We start from the raw sequence: 15,726 nt of genomic DNA, 5'->3' as shown, positions 1-15,726 counted from the left end.
ATTCTTCACCCTTTTTCAGTGAGTTTTTCAACCACTACCAGAGCACTGGTATTATTGTCACGTTTTGTAATGGTTTTTAAGGGCAAAGTAACGCTTTTTTGTGACTCAAATCACATTCAGTTTTACGTAAAAATAGCCGATCTGACACACAATGTGGACAAAATGCTGGATGCTTCCAGCCTCAAGTACCCATCGTGCACGCCGGACTACCGCACACCCGCACGATCATGCAGCCCACGCAGCAATCCGTTCAACCGCTTGACGCACCACATCAACCGACGACGCAAAACTCATGCGCACCCACTCACGGCCATTCACAGAATCAAAATCCGTGCCCGGAGTCATCGCCACCCCTGCCTCATCAAGCAGACGAGCACACCACGTCACAGAATCCATGCCTGTATGGGCGATATTCGCGTACACATAAAAAGCGCCATCTGCAGGAGCCACCACCGACCAGCCAAGGCGTTCAAAAGACTCAACCACAAACGCACGCGACGCACGATACTGCTCCACATTGGCCTTAGCCGCCGCATAGCCTTGTTCTGTAAACGCAGCCACAGCAGCATGTTGAGATAACGCAGGCGGGCACAACGCCACATTCGAAGCCAACGCATCAGCAGGAGCAACCAAATCGTCAGGTAAAACAAGCCACCCTAAACGCCACCCCGTCATCGCCCAATACTTAGAAAAAGAGCTCACCACCACGGCACCAGAATCAGTAAACGCAGCCGCCGTTGACTCCTGCACGGCATCATCACCATAAGTAATGCCGTGATAGATTTCGTCGCTAATAAAACGCACAGCATAGTCAGCGCACCATGTTGCCAACTCAGCAAAATCGTCAGCCGGGAGCATCGTGCCCGTGGGGTTGGCTGGACTCGCAACGATCAGCCCGTCCAAGCCGCCCTCATAGTAGGCCTGCTGCAACTGTGAAACCGTTGGCTGATAACGAGTATCCGGCCCGCAATCCAACTCAACGACTTCAATACCCAGCGCAGTCAAAATATTCTTGTACGCCGGATAACCCGGACGCGCCAACGCCACCCGGTCGCCCGGATCAAACGCAGCCAAAAACGTGAGCATAAAACCACCCGAAGAACCTGTCGTAATTGCAATACGACGAGGATCAACATCCACCCCATACCAACGCTGATAATGCTGGGCGATTTCCTCACGCAGCCTCGGCACACCCAGAGTTTCTGTGTACCCTAAATCTCCCGACGTGAGCACCTCAATCGCCCGCTCACGCACCACATCCGAGGCACCCGCAGACGGTTCCCCCGCGCACAAGTTAATGACATCTTGGCCTGCTGCTTTACGAGCATTCGCTTGCGCAATAATCTGCATAACCGCAAACGGAGGCACGTGAGAACGACCCGATACTTTCATGGCCTGTCCCCTTCGCTCAACACTCCGCTATCGACAAGCTGATCCGAAAGTGCATACCCGTCAGGTCCTTGCACATACGTCACAGTCACTGATTCGTCATGGGAACGTTCCTCAGCACGCTGATTAGCGTGCGTTGTTGTTGGTGAACCGTGCGCAAGCACAGCCTCCGACGCAGAAAGCTGACGGATCATAATCGCCTGCACATGCTGCGGATACTGATGCGCAAATTCGCGATAAATAACTGGATCATGCTGACCGTTATCGCCCGACAGCAACCACTTCATCGTCGGGAAATCCGTTACTAGGCGCTCTAACGCATGCTGTTTATGGACTCGTCCAGAGCGGAAAAACCCAGTATTTGTGGGCCCCCAGTCCGTCATAAAAAGTGGACCCTGCGGAAACCTGTACCGTGTAAAGAACCTCAACATTGCAGGCACAACATTCCAGGCACCCGTGGACAGATAAAACACGGGAAGATCTGGATAGCGGCGGGTAAGTTTCCGATACAACTCCGACATGCCTGGCACCGGTTGCCGTGCTTCTTCATGCAATACAAAAGAGTTCCATGCTGCCAACATAGGTCGCGGCAATGCAGTCACAATCGCGGTGTCATCGATATCGGACACAAGTCCAACAGTTGCCTGCGGTCCGATAACGCGGATGCCCACACTAGCGCTTTCCGCCTCACGTATCGCAGCGTCGTCGCTGTCGTTCTTTGCTGCCGTGCCAGCCGTAATCGTGACCTCATGCCAGCCTGCACTGAACTGTGCAGGTAACACAACATCAATGTATCCGCCTTCGTCTGCATGCACACGATACGTCGTATCTCCCACGTTGATGTACACCAACGCTTCTGGGGCTTGCACAGTGAAAAAACTACGCCACCCTCGAACAGTGCGTTGCCGTTCCGCCTGCCCTAACGCTGACGTGCGAAACAGCGCTGCACGCTTTTTTGGTGAAATCATCACACGCGCCAGCACTCGAATCCAGCCAGTAGATTCAGGCAGAACAACACCTGCTGCGTGTTCGTACCGCATAGGGTCGGGTGTGGTGTGCGTTGGCGTTTCAGGTTCAGCGCCATACCCAACAAACGGTTCAATACGCTTGTGCCACCCGAGCCGCAAAAAGAACGCTGCTGTGGCTCGCACCACACGGGTTTCTGCGCGACGAGCCCAATGCGGGCGCGACGATATGCGTTCGTTACTGCTGTACGCCATCACCGGTGTCCAGAGCCGTTGTGTATGCGCTGCTGCAATTCGCTCAGCAACCCATCCATGGCTGCTTCAACTTGGTTAAGACACAGTTCGAAATCGCTCATTCCGCCGTACCACGGATCGGCAACATCCAGCAGGTATTCGTCTTGAAACGCTGCCGCGTGTGGGGCGGCTGGATCAAACGAACGGAACATGCGCACTGTGTCGAGCGGCAAACTTATCTGATTAATATCAGCTAAGCGACGAACAGCTCGGGCATGCTGGGTGGTCATCGTCAAGATGAGGTCGCGGTTACGAAGATGATCGACCTCAAGCGGGCGGGCCCTATGCGCGCCTAAACCGTACGGCTCATAGTTGTGTGCAGTAAGGAGTTTGCGGGCTCGATAATCAATGGGGTTGCCTGCTTCTTCATTGCTGACACCGGTGGAATCAACGGTGACGAACTCTGCTAGACCGTGTGCGGTGAGGCGTTCACGAAGAACAATTTCTGCCATTGGAGACCGACAGATGTTCCCGGTACACACCATCATTACTCTGACCACGTGTTCCTCCTCAACAGCGCAGCAGACCCTGCGTTCCCCTTAACTGTGCAGGTGACCTCTTATAAGCCTATCGTGTGTGGCACTCACTATGCGTTTCGCAAAAGCTTAACGATCGGTCCTGTCATCAAATCGTTCCCTTTAAATTGCGCGGTCTCTTGTGCCCCAACGATTCGGTAGGTTCCGTCTTCTTGTTCAAGCTGTGAAGCACCCCCATTGGGGCCTAATGGGATAACAATTTTTCCGCGCTGAGGCTCATATGTTGCCTCGGCTGGGTTGCCTTCAATGAGCGCACGAATATTACGTGCAGCAACTTTAGCTTGCGTCATTGCAGTGTATGCACGTTTCGTTTCTGGAACGTTGTTGACGTCTCCCACCGCAAAAACAGTGTCGAAGCCTTGCACCTGCATGGTTGGCTCCACACAGATTCGCCCGTCCCATTTTCGTGCCGCATTCAACTGCGGGTTAAGGAAATCGGATTCTTGTTTGTTTCCATACGCTCTAAACCACATGTTGGCGTGAATAGGGTGCTGTTTTTCGGTTTCAACAGTGAAATCGCCCAGCATTCCCACATCAACCGGAGGTAAATAGCCGAGCCTGTCTGACAGGATAAAAGTAACTCCTGCTTGTTCTAGTTGGCGTTGCAGTTCGTCACGTAACCCTTGTTCATACTCGTTGCCAGGCAGAATCGTTGCTTCGTTTTCAACGATAGTGATGCGTAACCGTTCATATGCGTGCAATAGTTCACCAGCGAGTTCTAACCCCACTGGTCCAGCCCCAACAATAAGGACGCTTGTGCACTGATCTAATGCTTCACGCAGACGCGCCAAACGCGATTTTGCTATCCACGCCCGCTCTTCAATGAACTTTGCAGGAAACGGGTAGGTAGTACCCGTTGCAATCACAATGTAGTCAGCTTCAACTCCATGTGTGGCCGTGAACTTGACGCTGTGTGGTGTGATGAGTCGTGCCGCGTCTTGAATAATACGACCGCGTGACAGTAGGTTCTCCAACGAATGGAACACCGAATCGTCCCAGTGTGGGTCAACAGTTGACCGTAGTGTTCCTGACGCATGCACAAAGTGATCTTTGGGTTCAACCAGCGTAACCTCAGCGATGTCATCAAGTTCGCGGGCAACCGTAACCCCAGCATATCCGCCGCCTACTACAACTACGCGTGCCGCGTTCATGTCCTACCACCTTTGATCGCCTTGTGAGGTCTCTTAGGTTAATTGTGCCCAGATGTTGTTACTACTGGTGTAGGACTAGCCGCACAGGACGTCTTTTTAACTCAAAGTAAGCCCATCACGTGCCACGTTAATGCTGATGGCCCAATCTTTTTTCGTTTTCTCTGATAGGCGTTCTGTACGCGTCACGGTGTGTTTTGGCCCGTCAGGGAACCAGCTGTATACGGGCTCTTGAGCGTCATATGTGTACGTCAGTTCAAAGGTGCCTTTGAGTTCAAGAGTTTTACCACCGTCACGCAACGTGTACTTGTGGTTTTTCAAGTGCCACGTAAAGTTATCGACCTGCGCAGTTGCTATGGGTAAATCGATTGCAGCATTCGGGCAGTCAGCAGCACCCAACTGGGTCATGCATTGTTGAACGAACGAATTAGCCAGAGTGCTTGCTTCTTTAAAAAGTTTTTTCGAGGGCCGTTCGTTAAAAGTAAGGGTTGCGGGTTTCTTGTCTGCAACACCGATAAACACGGACTGTTCATCGCCATAACTAAAATAGTCATCTACTTGTGGGGGCTGCACGGTGTACGCGCCGGGGAATGCAAGTAAGGTTATCTCTTCTTTACTTGGCGCATTCTTTACATCTAGTTCGGTCCCGTTCACGGCAATGTCTTGGGCTGTTGCTGCACCCATACCTTGCGGTAAAGACACCTTAATTGGGCGTTCAAGACCAGTTGTTACCCGCCATTGAGGGAAAATCAAATCGTCTCTTTTGCTTTGCTTCGTCAAAACAATCTCAGTTTCAAAAAGTTCGTCTTTTTGTTGACCTGAAACTGTGACAACCGCACGGTCGCCGTCTTGTTCCACTTTCGCGATATTCAGACCAGTTAGTCTTTCGTCTGCGACCGCGTAGGCTCTATCCGGCAAAAACTCGGTTCCGGCTTCGAGGTTTTGCATACTCAGCTCGACCGCTTTAGCACCGTTTCCTTGCGTCAACGCTGACAAGTATTCACGTGCGATAGCTTCAGGACTGTATGAGGCACCGAAACCGGTAGAAAACGCGACCACCGTACCTGCTAGTACAAGAGCTAGGACGACCGCGATAACACTCGTGAACGCTCTACGACGCGATCTCTTTTTAGTGGAAGGGGGAACAACCGCACTCGATTGAGGTTCCTGTGGCGTTTGCGCTGTGGTCCCTGTTTTTCGTGGGAGCGGTGCCGCTTCTACCGTAGGGTCCTGCTCTGCTGCACGCTGCTGTTCAATGAATTCGTATGTCGGGAAAACCGCAGTTGGGGTTTCTGGCTGTTCCGTTGGCGTGGGGGAACTGCCTTGTAGCCGGTTGACCTCGCGGATCGACGAGCGGGTCGGACGGTTAGGGCTGCCTGTTGTTGGCGCCGCCGTTTGGAAGGATTGTGGCGTTTCCGGTTCTGCGGTCGGCTCAGTGTGAATAGGGGGCCGTACGTCACGGTCGTTGAGAGCAGCACGGACAACACTTGCATCGTTTTTTGCGCGGCGTTGCGCTCGTTTTTCAGCTTGTGTTTCTGGTGGCTGGTATGAACTGACGAGCCTGATGGTGTCTTGCACGAGGGGGATGCTCGTGCCTGTGGACCATTGTGTGTCTTGGAGTTCTAGGCGCCCATGCGAGGGCACAAATGGTAAGCTCCCAAGTACTGCACGGCGTTTTGCTGGGGGTTGCGGTTGTGGCCGCGGTGCCGGTTTGCCGTACTGATTGAGAAGACTGTCGTAGCTTTCGTGCCCGGTGTGGTTTTCGTCGCCGGCTATTGACAGGTTGAGCGATTCTGGTGGCCCGGGGACAGGACCGTGTATGAGTGTTGCGTCTGGCACCCAAGGATGTTCGTCGGAGCGAGGGGTCGCGGTGGTGCGGCCTGCACGCTCGCGACGTTTCATTTCACGGATACGCTGAATGTCTCGACGAGTGATTGTTGTTTCGTCGAGAAGTTCGTCGTTATGTGGATTGTGCGGTCCGCCTGCGGGGGTGGCCAATTCGGTCACTATCACTCCTGGGCAGTGGTGTTTCGGTGGGTGCTTGCACGATGATTCTGCGCTGAAGCATGAATTCAAGAGTGCCTGTTTACCTCAAGCCGTAACAACCCCAAACCCATGGTGTGGGGAGTCCCCACCATGGGCGTTGTGTCTGATCAGGAGCAATTGGTGGGATGTTTTACGTCCGCCTTTTACCTGCATATTGGCCATATTGCTCAGTTATGGAAACCTCAAATTTTTACGTCGTTCGACAAATTTGGCCCCGTGTCAACGCCTTGCGCTCGACCGCGAACAAACAGCAGCAGAACAACACCACTAACAATAAGAAGGACCGTTGCTGGCCCAACTGCGGCCATCAGCGCACTCTGGTTTTCGATCGTTTGTTCGTCGACACCCCCTGCTGCAAGCATCGTGGTCGGGTCAGTTAGCCCGTGCAGGATCATCGGCCAGATAAGGTTTCCCGTCACCCGCAACGTCAGGTACATCAAACCCCCGAAAGCGAACGTGTACAGCACCGTTGGACCAACTTGTGCGAGCGTTTGACCAGTCAGCAAGTTTCCTGCATGCAACAGCGCAAAAATTAGCGACGACAACAAAGCAACAATAAATTCTTTGTGCCCGGCCTTCCGCAGCATTGTCACCACGAGACCACGTGTGAGGAGCTCTTCAACAAACCCGACACATGCGCCAGCCGCAAACACTGTGACAATAACGCTGACCGAATACTGTTCATAGTCAGTCCCGAACGCTCTTAACGTTATTGGGATCAAAACAATGATGGGTGCCAGCCACATCCACGCGCTTCTACTTACCGGCTGCCGTGAAAATAGTGGGCGAGGCCACCAGCCAACCGATATCGAAAAGGCAACCAACATAACAGCGGCCAAAATAAGCGGAAAGATAACGGCGGCAAACACGCTTTGCGACGAAGATAAAAGATTGTCTGAATCGATAACGTCGGTGAGGAATGGTTTCGCAAGTAGCGGCAACGTTAAATATAGAACGTAATAGACAACAGAGAAAAGCACTGCTTTCCACCAGCTGCCACGATTCCAAAAGTTTCTCCACCGTGATTCGGATATATTTCCAAAGCTTTCAGACATGGCTTCCTCATCTCGGTTCTGTGACAAAACTGCTTTTCACGCACTTAAATCGTGTTTTCAATTTTTACCGAGGATTGTGCTGCCAGCATCTTTTAATCGATAGGGCCAACTATTACGTCATGCAGTACATGTTCGTGGTTTTCCATATATGCGATGTCGTTGAGGTACGCCGCGAGGTGTCCTTGCGCAATATGGTGAGCAAAATTTTCGTCGTGCTGGGCTGCTGCGCGCATAAAATCAGTGAGCGCACGCAACCGCACAGTAAGAGTGTTCACGGTCTCTTGCCGTAGTGAACGATCAGCGCCGTAAGAGTCCAAGAACTTTCGGGCACGTACGCTTTGTTCCGTGATGTTCCCAAAACTATCTGGGTTGTGCGGGTTCATGAATGGTGCAAACCGGTACAGCGCGTACGCGAGATCCCACGATCGGGGCCCGGGCCGGGCACAATCAAAATCAATAATTGCGACGGCCTCTCCATTACGGAACACACAGTTGTATGGGGCGTAATCCGAATGACATATAACTTGAACAGGTTCCAGGGGTGGGAATTGCCACTCAGCTGGCTCTACGTGTAGACAATGCGCTGACGCATCATGAAAGGCGCGTAGTAATTGTGCTGCGGACACGAGTGACATCGTTAACCCCACCACCCTCAAGAACTTCCTCAGCCGTGTCGTTTACGCGCGCATCTTCGTTATGCAGCATGTACTACTCTCCTTGCTTAGCGGATAGAAGGTCAGATCAGGTGCGGCCACTCGGTCCACCCAAATGGAAGACGCCGCCAAGCCTGCTCAGCTTCTTTCAAGCGCTCTTTAGATATAACGTCCGTATTAACAGGCCCAGACACATTACCGTTCGGGTGGCTGTATGCGTATTCGACCTGCAGCGAATGGCTTCCCTTAAAAGTCTCGCAGTAGTTTCCGTGCACGACCGCGTGCACCAGCGCTTCTAACTCTTCTGCTTCTTCATACCATGTGGAATCACACCCATCACAGCTACATGATGGGTAATAAAAAGTATTGAGCGATCCTATCTGCACGATCACGGCTGGCCCTGCAGTGAACACAAAAGTCAACGATACGGACGACGCATCACGGGGACGCACACTCACCGCACGCAGAAAATCTTTGGCTGGTTGCACAAACTCTGCAACTGCCTTTTCCCCTTCCACTATCTCAACATCGTATGTGTCGCTGAGATACGTCAGTAATGCTTCAGCAATCGGGTGAAGTGGGGCGAACCTTTCTGCATGTGATTCCTGAAAGTAACTATTTTGTGGAGCAGAATTTTCCCAGCGGTTTCCGTACTCGATAACGTGGCCGTCGTCATCGTAAAAAACAGGATTAACGATTTTTGGACGCACATACATGCCCACAGTTGACCTCCACTAATTTTTCTAGGAACAGCGCCCGTATTACGCATTTCGGTCTTTGTCCGTGTACGTAATATCTTGATTTTGTTGTACTTGTGCAAGCACAATTTCCTCATGGTCGAGTTCTCACCACATTTATGGGGCTGGTTGGAGGCGTTTCTCTACGTTCATGTGAACGATGCAGCGCCTCAGATTCCGCGGGCAGAACGTGACCAACTGATGGCTCTCGTACCGGATTTCATGCATGTGCAACGCCCTGATTTCACATTGCATCCGGATCTACGTACGTGGTTTGAAAACACTGACTGGCAAACTCGTTTTTTAACTATTGCTGGCGAACAGTCACGCATTATTGGCGGTGCCTCTGAACCGTTTAAGGTTCCTGCTTCTTCTTCACACGTGTGCGAGCAGTATACGCGCATCTTCAGCGAAATTTTGCGGTCACGCTTGGACGCCCAAGACGGCTATCACCTTACGAGGTGGGCTATCTCCCTTGAAGCTGTTGCCGCGTTGAATTCTGCTACAGGCTATTCCCTTGTTTTTGAATCAGATAGCAGTAACGAGAAATGGTGGACGACCCCTAACTATCTGAGCCCACCGGCCTATCACATAACGTACTCACACAAATTTTCCGAACAGGCAGGATTGTTGTCTTATCTCACCTGCGCGCATTTATATGCAGAAGATCTTCCTGACGGTATTCCTGAAAACATCGACGTGGCGCTCCACACCGCTGCTCATACCACTAACAAACATGAAGCCCCTGTTCACTATGACAATTTAGCGTCCCTCACGAAAACTCCGGTGTATCGAATCGAGTCACGTACTGACTTTGTTGACCTCGTGACTCGGTTTCCCCTGCACCTACGCAACGACATCAACCACACCCTTAAGCGCCCAGAAACCACAGGAACCCCCATAGATGTCATCCCGAATTGGGCTCACATTGCACAACACTATGCCGGGGTTTTCGTCACCGCTGAAGCGTTTTTACTCGACACATGGGTCCCATTATCAACACCTCTCGGCACAACAATAATGACCGGGTGGGCACCAGAAACGTTCTACCGGCTACAGTAAATACGCCATCCAATCAGGAGCGTGCACGGTGGCGGGACATTCTGGCACACGAATACGATCCACGCTAGGGTGTATTCATGATTCAAGAGCCAACGTCCACCGAAACCGCCCCAGAACGTGCGGAGGACGCATCGGTCATCGACGATGTCCGCCACCCCGCTATCCGTCGCGTCGTCGACGTCATACGCAGCAAATCAGCAAAACCACGCACCCTCATCATCGACGACGAAGAAAACATTAGGCAAGCGGTTTCCGCCGGGCTAGAAATTGAATCACTCTACGTAACACCCCGCTTTGAAAACGCGGAAGAACTTCAACAGTTCACAAAAGCCACCTCGCTATATGTGCTCGGCGAAAGCGCCGTAAAAACCCTATTCAAAGGGGATAAAAGCTCACGCGTCTTCGTGCTAGCCAAAGCACCACGCCTCGCAACATGGCGTGACGTTGCCAGCCGCACAGGCGACGTGCTCGCCCTAGACGGCGTACGCATCGCCGGCAACATCGGTGCGATCATCCGATCAGCATCAGCTTTTGACGCTGCTGGAGTTGTCCTGCTCGACAGCGACCTCACAAACGTCTTCGACCGCCGAATCATTCGCGCAAGCCGTGGTCTCGTGTTCTCAATTCCCGTGATCATCGCAACAAAGGAAGAGTTCACTCAATTCCTGCGCACCGAAGACATCCCCCTTGCATGTCTTGCCGCTGATGGTGAAACACCGCTGTCGTCAATAAGCACACTCGACGGACGCATCTCGCTGCTCCTAGGATCTGAACGCACCGGCGCTTCAACAGAACTAGAAGACGCAGCAAAATGGCGTTGTTCTGTACCAATGAACCCAAACGTTGAATCGTTAAACGTCTCAGTAGCAACCGGCATCGCGCTATACGCGAGGCACACTCCTGCGCAGTGACACACACTCATATATAACTGAATAAAACAGCGATGCTGTTGGTCATAAGCCGAAATCTCAGATTATGACCAACAGCATCGCTGTTTTTGTGGTGTGCTCGTGCAGAAACCCATGACTTGATCTGCGTCAAGGCCAAGCCTTGAACTCGTCCCTATCCTGAATGCAGAGATCAGGAAAAGAAACTGGTCACACCCATATGCAAGATCACGAGAAAGGTCTCACGATGAGCAACACAACTGATACCACCCATACCCTCCTACGTGCTGAGGGATTCTCTTGCCCTTCGTGTGTCAGCAAAATTGAAAAACAGGTCGGACGCCTCAAAGGCGTCGAGAGCGTGAAAGTCCATTTTGCGTCCGGACGTATCGAAGTTGACCACGACGAAACCACAACATCAATCGATGACCTAATTACCGCCGTTGACAAAGCCGGATATAAAGCTAAGGCCTCCTCATTCTGACGCTCACCTTCTAATGTGAAAGACAGCAACAACGTGGAATTTTTCCGAACATTAAGACAAGGCAATTGGTTCATTCCCCTTGTTTCTGGCCTTCTGATCCTCTCTTCACTCGGTGTCGAAAATCTGTCAAGTGGGGCGTGGAATGTCACCGTCAGCGCGCAATGGTGGCTCGATGCAGGAGAACACGCGCACGGATCAGGTCACGTCTTCACGCTCGCCAATGCGTTCATGCTCGTGGCGGCGATCGTCGCGGGCTACGGCATCGTAGTAAAAGCCTTTCGTGCCTTGATGGTGAAATTCATCAGCATCGATCTACTCGTATCGATCGCGGCTATTGGTGCGGTCATTATCGGGAACTTCTGGGAAGCTGCAGCAGTCACTTTCTTGTTTGCTATCGGGCATGCGCTTGAGGTAGGCACGATGAATAAGACACGTGCGGCGCTTTCCGCCCTTGTAGCGGTGGCACCAGACACCGCAGTAGTGCTTCGTGACGGCAACCAGGTCGAGGTCTCCGCAAACCACGTGCGTATGGGTGAGCTCGTACTCGTCAAAAACGGTGCGAAAGTCCCCGTCGACGGGCAAGTGGTATCGGGCATTGGCGCAATCGATGAGGCCTCAATCACCGGAGAATCCATCCCCATCGAAAAAACTAAATCAGATCATGTGTTTGCCGGCACGATCGTACGTAGCGGATTCCTCCAGGTACTGGCTACAGGGGTCGGAGCAGACACGACTCTCGCGCGCATCATTCACCGAGTCGAAGAGGCGCAGGATGCAAAGGCCAAAACACAAGCTTTCATCGACCGCTTCTCAAAGTGGTACACCCCCACGGTAATGGCACTTGCTTTGGTTGCTGGTCTCCTTTCTGGCGACGTTGTGCTTGCACTGACCCTACTCGTCATCGGCTGCCCTGGTGCGTTGGTGATTTCGATTCCGGTAGCAATCGTTGCTGGAATCGGCCGCTCCGCCCGCAATGGCATCCTCATCAAAGGTGGCGAATACCTAGAAACATCAGCGAAAATTTCGGCCGTTGCAGTTGACAAGACCGGCACGCTCACCGAGGGCAAGCCGAAACTGACGGATATCGTCGTACTCGATCCGGCTCTGAAACGTAGCGATGTGCTGCGCTGGGCTGCCGCTGCAGAAGCTGGATCGGAACACCCGCTGGCGCGCCCGGTCCTCGATACCGCACGAGCTGAAGGCGTTGCCCCTGAGGGGGTCCCCGAAACTGTAACGCCAGTGATCGGTAAAGGGATTATGGTCGACCTCGATGGCACACAGGTGCTCATCGGAAACGGGCTGTTACTCACGCAGTATGACATCACGGACGACGCGGGTTCAGCCGCGATCGCTGACGAGTTAGCCGCTGCCGGTAAGACCCCGATGATCGTCGCCGTGGGCGGCACCGTGATCGGTGTTATCGGTGTTGCCGATACCATCCGGAAGGATGCGCCCGAGATGATCCAACGTCTGCACGCGGCCGGGGTGCAGAAAGTCGTGATACTCACCGGCGACAGTCAGCGCGTGGCAGAGGCCATCGGCCGAGCTGTTGGGATTGATGAGATCCATGCATCGCTGCTACCCGAAGATAAACTGGATGCCGTCGCCCAGATACAACGCGAAGGTCACACCGTCGCGATGGTCGGTGACGGGGTGAATGATGCTCCTGCACTGGCAACAGCAAACATCGGGGTAGCAATGGGGGCTGCCGGGTCTGCCGTGGCGGTCGAAACGGCAGACATCGCCCTGATGGGAGACAACCTCCTGAAACTACCCGAGGCGATCCGGCTCGCAAAGCGCACCGTGAGTGTGATGCAACAGAACATCATTATCGCGTTAGTCACCGTGGCACTCCTCCTAGTCGGCGTTTTCACCGGAGGCGTGACCATGGCAATAGGGATGCTCGTGCACGAAGGGTCAGTACTTGTGGTGATTCTCAATGCAATGCGACTGCTGCGCAACACACAAGACGCAACAACATAAACTCTCAGAGAGAATATGAGACCACTCCAACTAGTATGCCCGAACGCGTAATATTCAAAGTATTCGCTTGTTATAGTTCGCGCTGCAATAACTCATACAGTTCATGGGACATCAGGAGTTGCATACTAGCGAGGGAGAAGAGGCCTGCGTTTATGTCATTACCAATAGTAAACACCGTTCGCTCCGAAGAACTCTGCGTGGCACGAGTCCCACTCTTTCGCGGGCTCACGCATCAACAACAACTCGAGGTCGCACGCATGGCACGCCCAACACTGCTTGATCGCACCGAGCGAGTGTACTCAGAAGGCTCAAATATTTCACAACTGATGGTAGTGCATACTGGCCGAGTCAAAATCGCACGAACGAGCCCCGACGGACACGAACAGATCATTCGTGTACTCGGCGCAGGGGACTTCATCGGAGAATCAGCGTTCCTCAGCGGTGTTCGACCTGATCATGAAGCAACAGCACTTGAACCAGCACAATTATGCGTGTTCCATCATGCTGATCTGGGACACCTCGTGAATAAGCACCCTAGCATCGGGTTGCGAATGTTGGAGAGTGTCAGCCAGCGACTGGAAGAGATCGAATCGCGATTAGCCTCTGTCATCTCAGGAAACGTCACCTCCAGGTTCGCAAACTATCTGATGACTTTACCCACGCAGCATAGTTCAGGAAGCCACCCAGAAGTTATGCTGCCATTAGCAAAGAAAGACATTGCCTCATTACTGGACACCACCCCTGAATCGTTGAGTCGACTATTACGCCATCTCAGCGACTCTGGCGTGATCACACAAGAGCCTCGAGGCAAAATCACAATCACCGACATCGACGCATTAAGCACGCTCGCAACAGGCCTGTGAAAAGGGCCGCGTAGGGCAATGACAATGCCTTAATAAAACAGCGATGCTGTTGGTCATAAGCCGAAATCTCAGATTATGACCAACAGCATCGCTGTTTTTGTGGTGCGTGTGGGGGGACTTGAACCCCCACGCCCTTACGGGCACTGGCACCTGAAGCCAGCGCGTCTGCCATTCCGCCACACACGCAAGAACGGGTAAAACTCTACCACGCAAATCTTCCACAAATTACATCGCGTTGCTTCACCGGTGCCCAGATACCATTGCAGAGTGGCTATTTCTAGCCAACTCCGCGGTTCGATCCAACGTGAGGGGCACAAACCCCTTAGGCTTGCATCACGAGGTGTGTCATTTACGGCATGATAATTACCGTGATGCGCGCCACAGATCAACCGTGAGTATGTAGCGAGAGGAGGTTCCGTGGGATTACTGGATAGGTTCGAGCAAAGCGTGGAACGCGCTGTAAACAATACGTTTTCAAAAGTGTTCCGCAGTGAAATAAAGCCAGTCGATCTAGCAAGTGCACTGCGTCGAGAAGTAGATGACCGTGCAGCAGTCGTTGACCGCACACGAACAGTTGTGCCCAACGATTTCACAGTCGAACTCTCAACAGCAGACTTCTCACAGATCGAAAGTTGGGGAGCCGAAACCCTCGCAGACGAGTTGGCGATTAACGTCACCGACTATGCAGGGTCGCAGCACTACGCATTCGTGGGGCCAGTCGTCGTCAGTTTCGAACTAGTCGACACCCTCGAAACAGGACGATTCCAAATCAGGTCCTCGTCAGTGCGTGGCAATGTAGCGCCAGCTACATCCAACTCCCCAAGTTCCCGTCACCCACTTCTAGACATTGACGGGCAACGCTACCTCCTCACCGGACCAATTACAGTTATTGGTCGTGGAACTGAGGCTGACATTGTGGTCGACGACCCTGGTGTCTCACGCAAACACCTCGAGATCAAAGTGACCTCCAACGGAGTAGTCGCAACCGATCTCGGGTCAACCAACGGACTATACGTCGAAGGCCACCAAGTGCCTGCGGCGACACTCCTCGACGGAAACTCGCTGACCATTGGTCGCACCCGGATCATGTTCTGGACTGGTGTAGCTGATGAGGTTCAGCGAGGAGATTGGTGATTCCCACAACATGAGTGCATTGGCGATGACCCTGCTACGGCTGGGCTTTCTATTCCTGCTATGGGCCTTCGTCTATTTCGTTGTGCGTGTCCTAAAAAACGACCTCTACGGCACCAGAATAACCTCCGCCGTAACCACCACCACTGGGCAGTCACGAGGGCAGCGTGACATCCCCGAATCCCAATCCGTCCCATCATCAAGGCCCAGCCGACTCGTCGTCGTTGAAGGAACCCTTACCGGAACCCAGATACCACTCGCGTCGTCCGCCATCCTGATCGGACGCTCCCCAAGTTGCACTCTCGTACTCGATGACGACTACTCGTCATCCCGCCACGCTCGGATCTTCCCACAATCAGACCAATGGCTGGTCGAAGACCTCGGCTCCACTAATGGAACGTACATCGGTGACGAACGTATACAACAACCGACAATCGTTCCGCTCGGAGCCCCTATACGGGTAGGTCAGAGCACTTTCGAGTTGCAAAGGTGA

15 protein-coding genes and 1 tRNA gene are annotated in these 15,726 nt (G+C 52.9%); 7 read left to right on the top strand and 9 right to left on the bottom strand.

Features of this window, described 5'->3' with window-relative positions; genetic code table 11:
• Positions 1–225 precede the first annotated feature (225 nt).
• From ACR9EC_RS09935 to ACR9EC_RS09900, 8 genes are all read right to left on the bottom strand, one after another.
• Entirely contained in the window at positions 226–1,392 is a 1,167-nt protein-coding gene (locus ACR9EC_RS09935; RefSeq protein WP_435299073.1) for a pyridoxal phosphate-dependent aminotransferase, read from the bottom strand.
• Positions 1,389–2,609, bottom strand: a complete 1,221-nt coding sequence (locus ACR9EC_RS09930; protein WP_435299072.1) for an App1 family protein — start codon at positions 2,607–2,609, stop codon at positions 1,389–1,391. Before ACR9EC_RS09930 ends, ACR9EC_RS09935 begins: the two co-directional genes overlap by 4 nt.
• Positions 2,609–3,133: a low molecular weight protein-tyrosine-phosphatase gene (locus ACR9EC_RS09925; protein ID WP_435300646.1), complete on the bottom strand. Its 525-nt coding sequence runs from the start codon at positions 3,131–3,133 to the stop codon at positions 2,609–2,611. The genes ACR9EC_RS09930 and ACR9EC_RS09925 overlap by 1 nt, the downstream gene beginning before the upstream one ends.
• A gap of 101 nt (positions 3,134–3,234) precedes the next feature.
• A complete protein-coding gene (locus tag ACR9EC_RS09920) occupies positions 3,235–4,335 on the bottom strand; it encodes an NAD(P)/FAD-dependent oxidoreductase (RefSeq protein WP_435299071.1) in 1,101 nt (366 codons plus the stop codon).
• Between the two features lie 96 nt (positions 4,336–4,431).
• Positions 4,432–6,339, bottom strand: a complete 1,908-nt coding sequence (locus ACR9EC_RS09915) for a hypothetical protein (protein ID WP_435299070.1) — start codon at positions 6,337–6,339, stop codon at positions 4,432–4,434.
• A 221-nt stretch (positions 6,340–6,560) separates the two neighbouring features.
• Positions 6,561–7,433 carry a CPBP family intramembrane glutamic endopeptidase gene (locus ACR9EC_RS09910; RefSeq protein WP_435299069.1) on the bottom strand — a complete coding sequence of 291 codons (873 nt, stop codon included), beginning with the start codon at positions 7,431–7,433 and terminating at the stop codon, positions 6,561–6,563.
• Positions 7,434–7,525: 92 nt separating this feature from the next.
• The gene (locus ACR9EC_RS09905; protein ID WP_435299068.1) at positions 7,526–8,059 is read right to left on the bottom strand and encodes a phosphotransferase; all 534 of its coding nucleotides are present in this window, start codon (positions 8,057–8,059) and stop codon (positions 7,526–7,528) included.
• Positions 8,060–8,169: 110 nt separating this feature from the next.
• Positions 8,170–8,802: a DUF6226 family protein gene (locus tag ACR9EC_RS09900; RefSeq protein ID WP_435300645.1), complete on the bottom strand. Its 633-nt coding sequence runs from the start codon at positions 8,800–8,802 to the stop codon at positions 8,170–8,172.
• A gap of 117 nt (positions 8,803–8,919) precedes the next feature.
• Here ACR9EC_RS09900 and ACR9EC_RS09895 point away from each other — a divergent pair, with 117 nt between their 5' ends.
• The 5 genes from ACR9EC_RS09895 to ACR9EC_RS09875 all read left to right on the top strand — a co-directional run bounded on the left by ACR9EC_RS09895 (position 8,920) and on the right by ACR9EC_RS09875 (position 14,102).
• The gene (locus ACR9EC_RS09895) at positions 8,920–9,885 is read left to right on the top strand and encodes a hypothetical protein (RefSeq protein ID WP_435299067.1); all 966 of its coding nucleotides are present in this window, start codon (positions 8,920–8,922) and stop codon (positions 9,883–9,885) included.
• Positions 9,886–9,962: 77 nt separating this feature from the next.
• Positions 9,963–10,796: a TrmH family RNA methyltransferase gene (locus tag ACR9EC_RS09890; protein WP_435299066.1), complete on the top strand. Its 834-nt coding sequence runs from the start codon at positions 9,963–9,965 to the stop codon at positions 10,794–10,796.
• Positions 10,797–11,019: 223 nt separating this feature from the next.
• Positions 11,020–11,256: a heavy-metal-associated domain-containing protein gene (locus ACR9EC_RS09885; RefSeq protein ID WP_435299065.1), complete on the top strand. Its 237-nt coding sequence runs from the start codon at positions 11,020–11,022 to the stop codon at positions 11,254–11,256.
• 288 nt (positions 11,257–11,544) lie between these two features.
• Positions 11,545–13,239 carry a heavy metal translocating P-type ATPase gene (locus ACR9EC_RS09880; protein WP_435299064.1) on the top strand — a complete coding sequence of 565 codons (1,695 nt, stop codon included), beginning with the start codon at positions 11,545–11,547 and terminating at the stop codon, positions 13,237–13,239.
• 152 nt (positions 13,240–13,391) lie between these two features.
• Positions 13,392–14,102 (top strand): Crp/Fnr family transcriptional regulator, encoded by a 711-nt coding sequence (locus tag ACR9EC_RS09875; RefSeq protein WP_435299063.1) that lies wholly within the window; start codon positions 13,392–13,394, stop codon positions 14,100–14,102.
• Positions 14,103–14,202: 100 nt separating this feature from the next.
• Here ACR9EC_RS09875 and ACR9EC_RS09870 read toward each other — a convergent pair.
• A tRNA-Leu gene (locus tag ACR9EC_RS09870) sits at positions 14,203–14,288 on the bottom strand.
• 231 nt (positions 14,289–14,519) lie between these two features.
• Here ACR9EC_RS09870 and ACR9EC_RS09865 point away from each other — a divergent pair.
• On the top strand, positions 14,520–15,236 hold the full coding sequence (locus tag ACR9EC_RS09865) for an FhaA domain-containing protein (protein ID WP_435299062.1): 717 nt from the start codon (positions 14,520–14,522) through the stop codon (positions 15,234–15,236).
• A 10-nt stretch (positions 15,237–15,246) separates the two neighbouring features.
• Positions 15,247–15,726 carry an FHA domain-containing protein FhaB/FipA gene (locus tag ACR9EC_RS09860; RefSeq protein ID WP_435299061.1) on the top strand — a complete coding sequence of 160 codons (480 nt, stop codon included), beginning with the start codon at positions 15,247–15,249 and terminating at the stop codon, positions 15,724–15,726.

It is taken from the genome of Timonella sp. A28 (genome assembly GCF_051200815.1).
Taxonomy (GTDB): domain Bacteria; phylum Actinomycetota; class Actinomycetes; order Actinomycetales; family Cellulomonadaceae; genus Timonella.
Note: the sequence above shows the minus strand (reverse complement) of the source record. Positions and strands in the feature narration are given on the sequence as shown.

Coding starts and splice junctions, on each gene's coding strand:
- ACR9EC_RS09935 (WP_435299073.1), bottom strand. CDS start 1,392: ATGAAAGTATCGGGTCGTTCTCACGTGCCTCCGTTTGCGGTTATGCAG.
- ACR9EC_RS09930 (WP_435299072.1), bottom strand. CDS start 2,609: ATGGCGTACAGCAGTAACGAACGCATATCGTCGCGCCCGCATTGGGCT.
- ACR9EC_RS09925 (WP_435300646.1), bottom strand. CDS start 3,133: ATGGTGTGTACCGGGAACATCTGTCGGTCTCCAATGGCAGAAATTGTT.
- ACR9EC_RS09920 (WP_435299071.1), bottom strand. CDS start 4,335: ATGAACGCGGCACGCGTAGTTGTAGTAGGCGGCGGATATGCTGGGGTT.
- ACR9EC_RS09910 (WP_435299069.1), bottom strand. CDS start 7,433: ATGTCTGAAAGCTTTGGAAATATATCCGAATCACGGTGGAGAAACTTT.
- ACR9EC_RS09900 (WP_435300645.1), bottom strand. CDS start 8,802: ATGTATGTGCGTCCAAAAATCGTTAATCCTGTTTTTTACGATGACGAC.
- ACR9EC_RS09895 (WP_435299067.1), top strand. CDS start 8,920: ATGGTCGAGTTCTCACCACATTTATGGGGCTGGTTGGAGGCGTTTCTC.
- ACR9EC_RS09890 (WP_435299066.1), top strand. CDS start 9,963: ATGATTCAAGAGCCAACGTCCACCGAAACCGCCCCAGAACGTGCGGAG.
- ACR9EC_RS09885 (WP_435299065.1), top strand. CDS start 11,020: ATGAGCAACACAACTGATACCACCCATACCCTCCTACGTGCTGAGGGA.
- ACR9EC_RS09880 (WP_435299064.1), top strand. CDS start 11,545: ATGGTGAAATTCATCAGCATCGATCTACTCGTATCGATCGCGGCTATT.
- ACR9EC_RS09875 (WP_435299063.1), top strand. CDS start 13,392: ATGTCATTACCAATAGTAAACACCGTTCGCTCCGAAGAACTCTGCGTG.
- ACR9EC_RS09860 (WP_435299061.1), top strand. CDS start 15,247: ATGAGTGCATTGGCGATGACCCTGCTACGGCTGGGCTTTCTATTCCTG.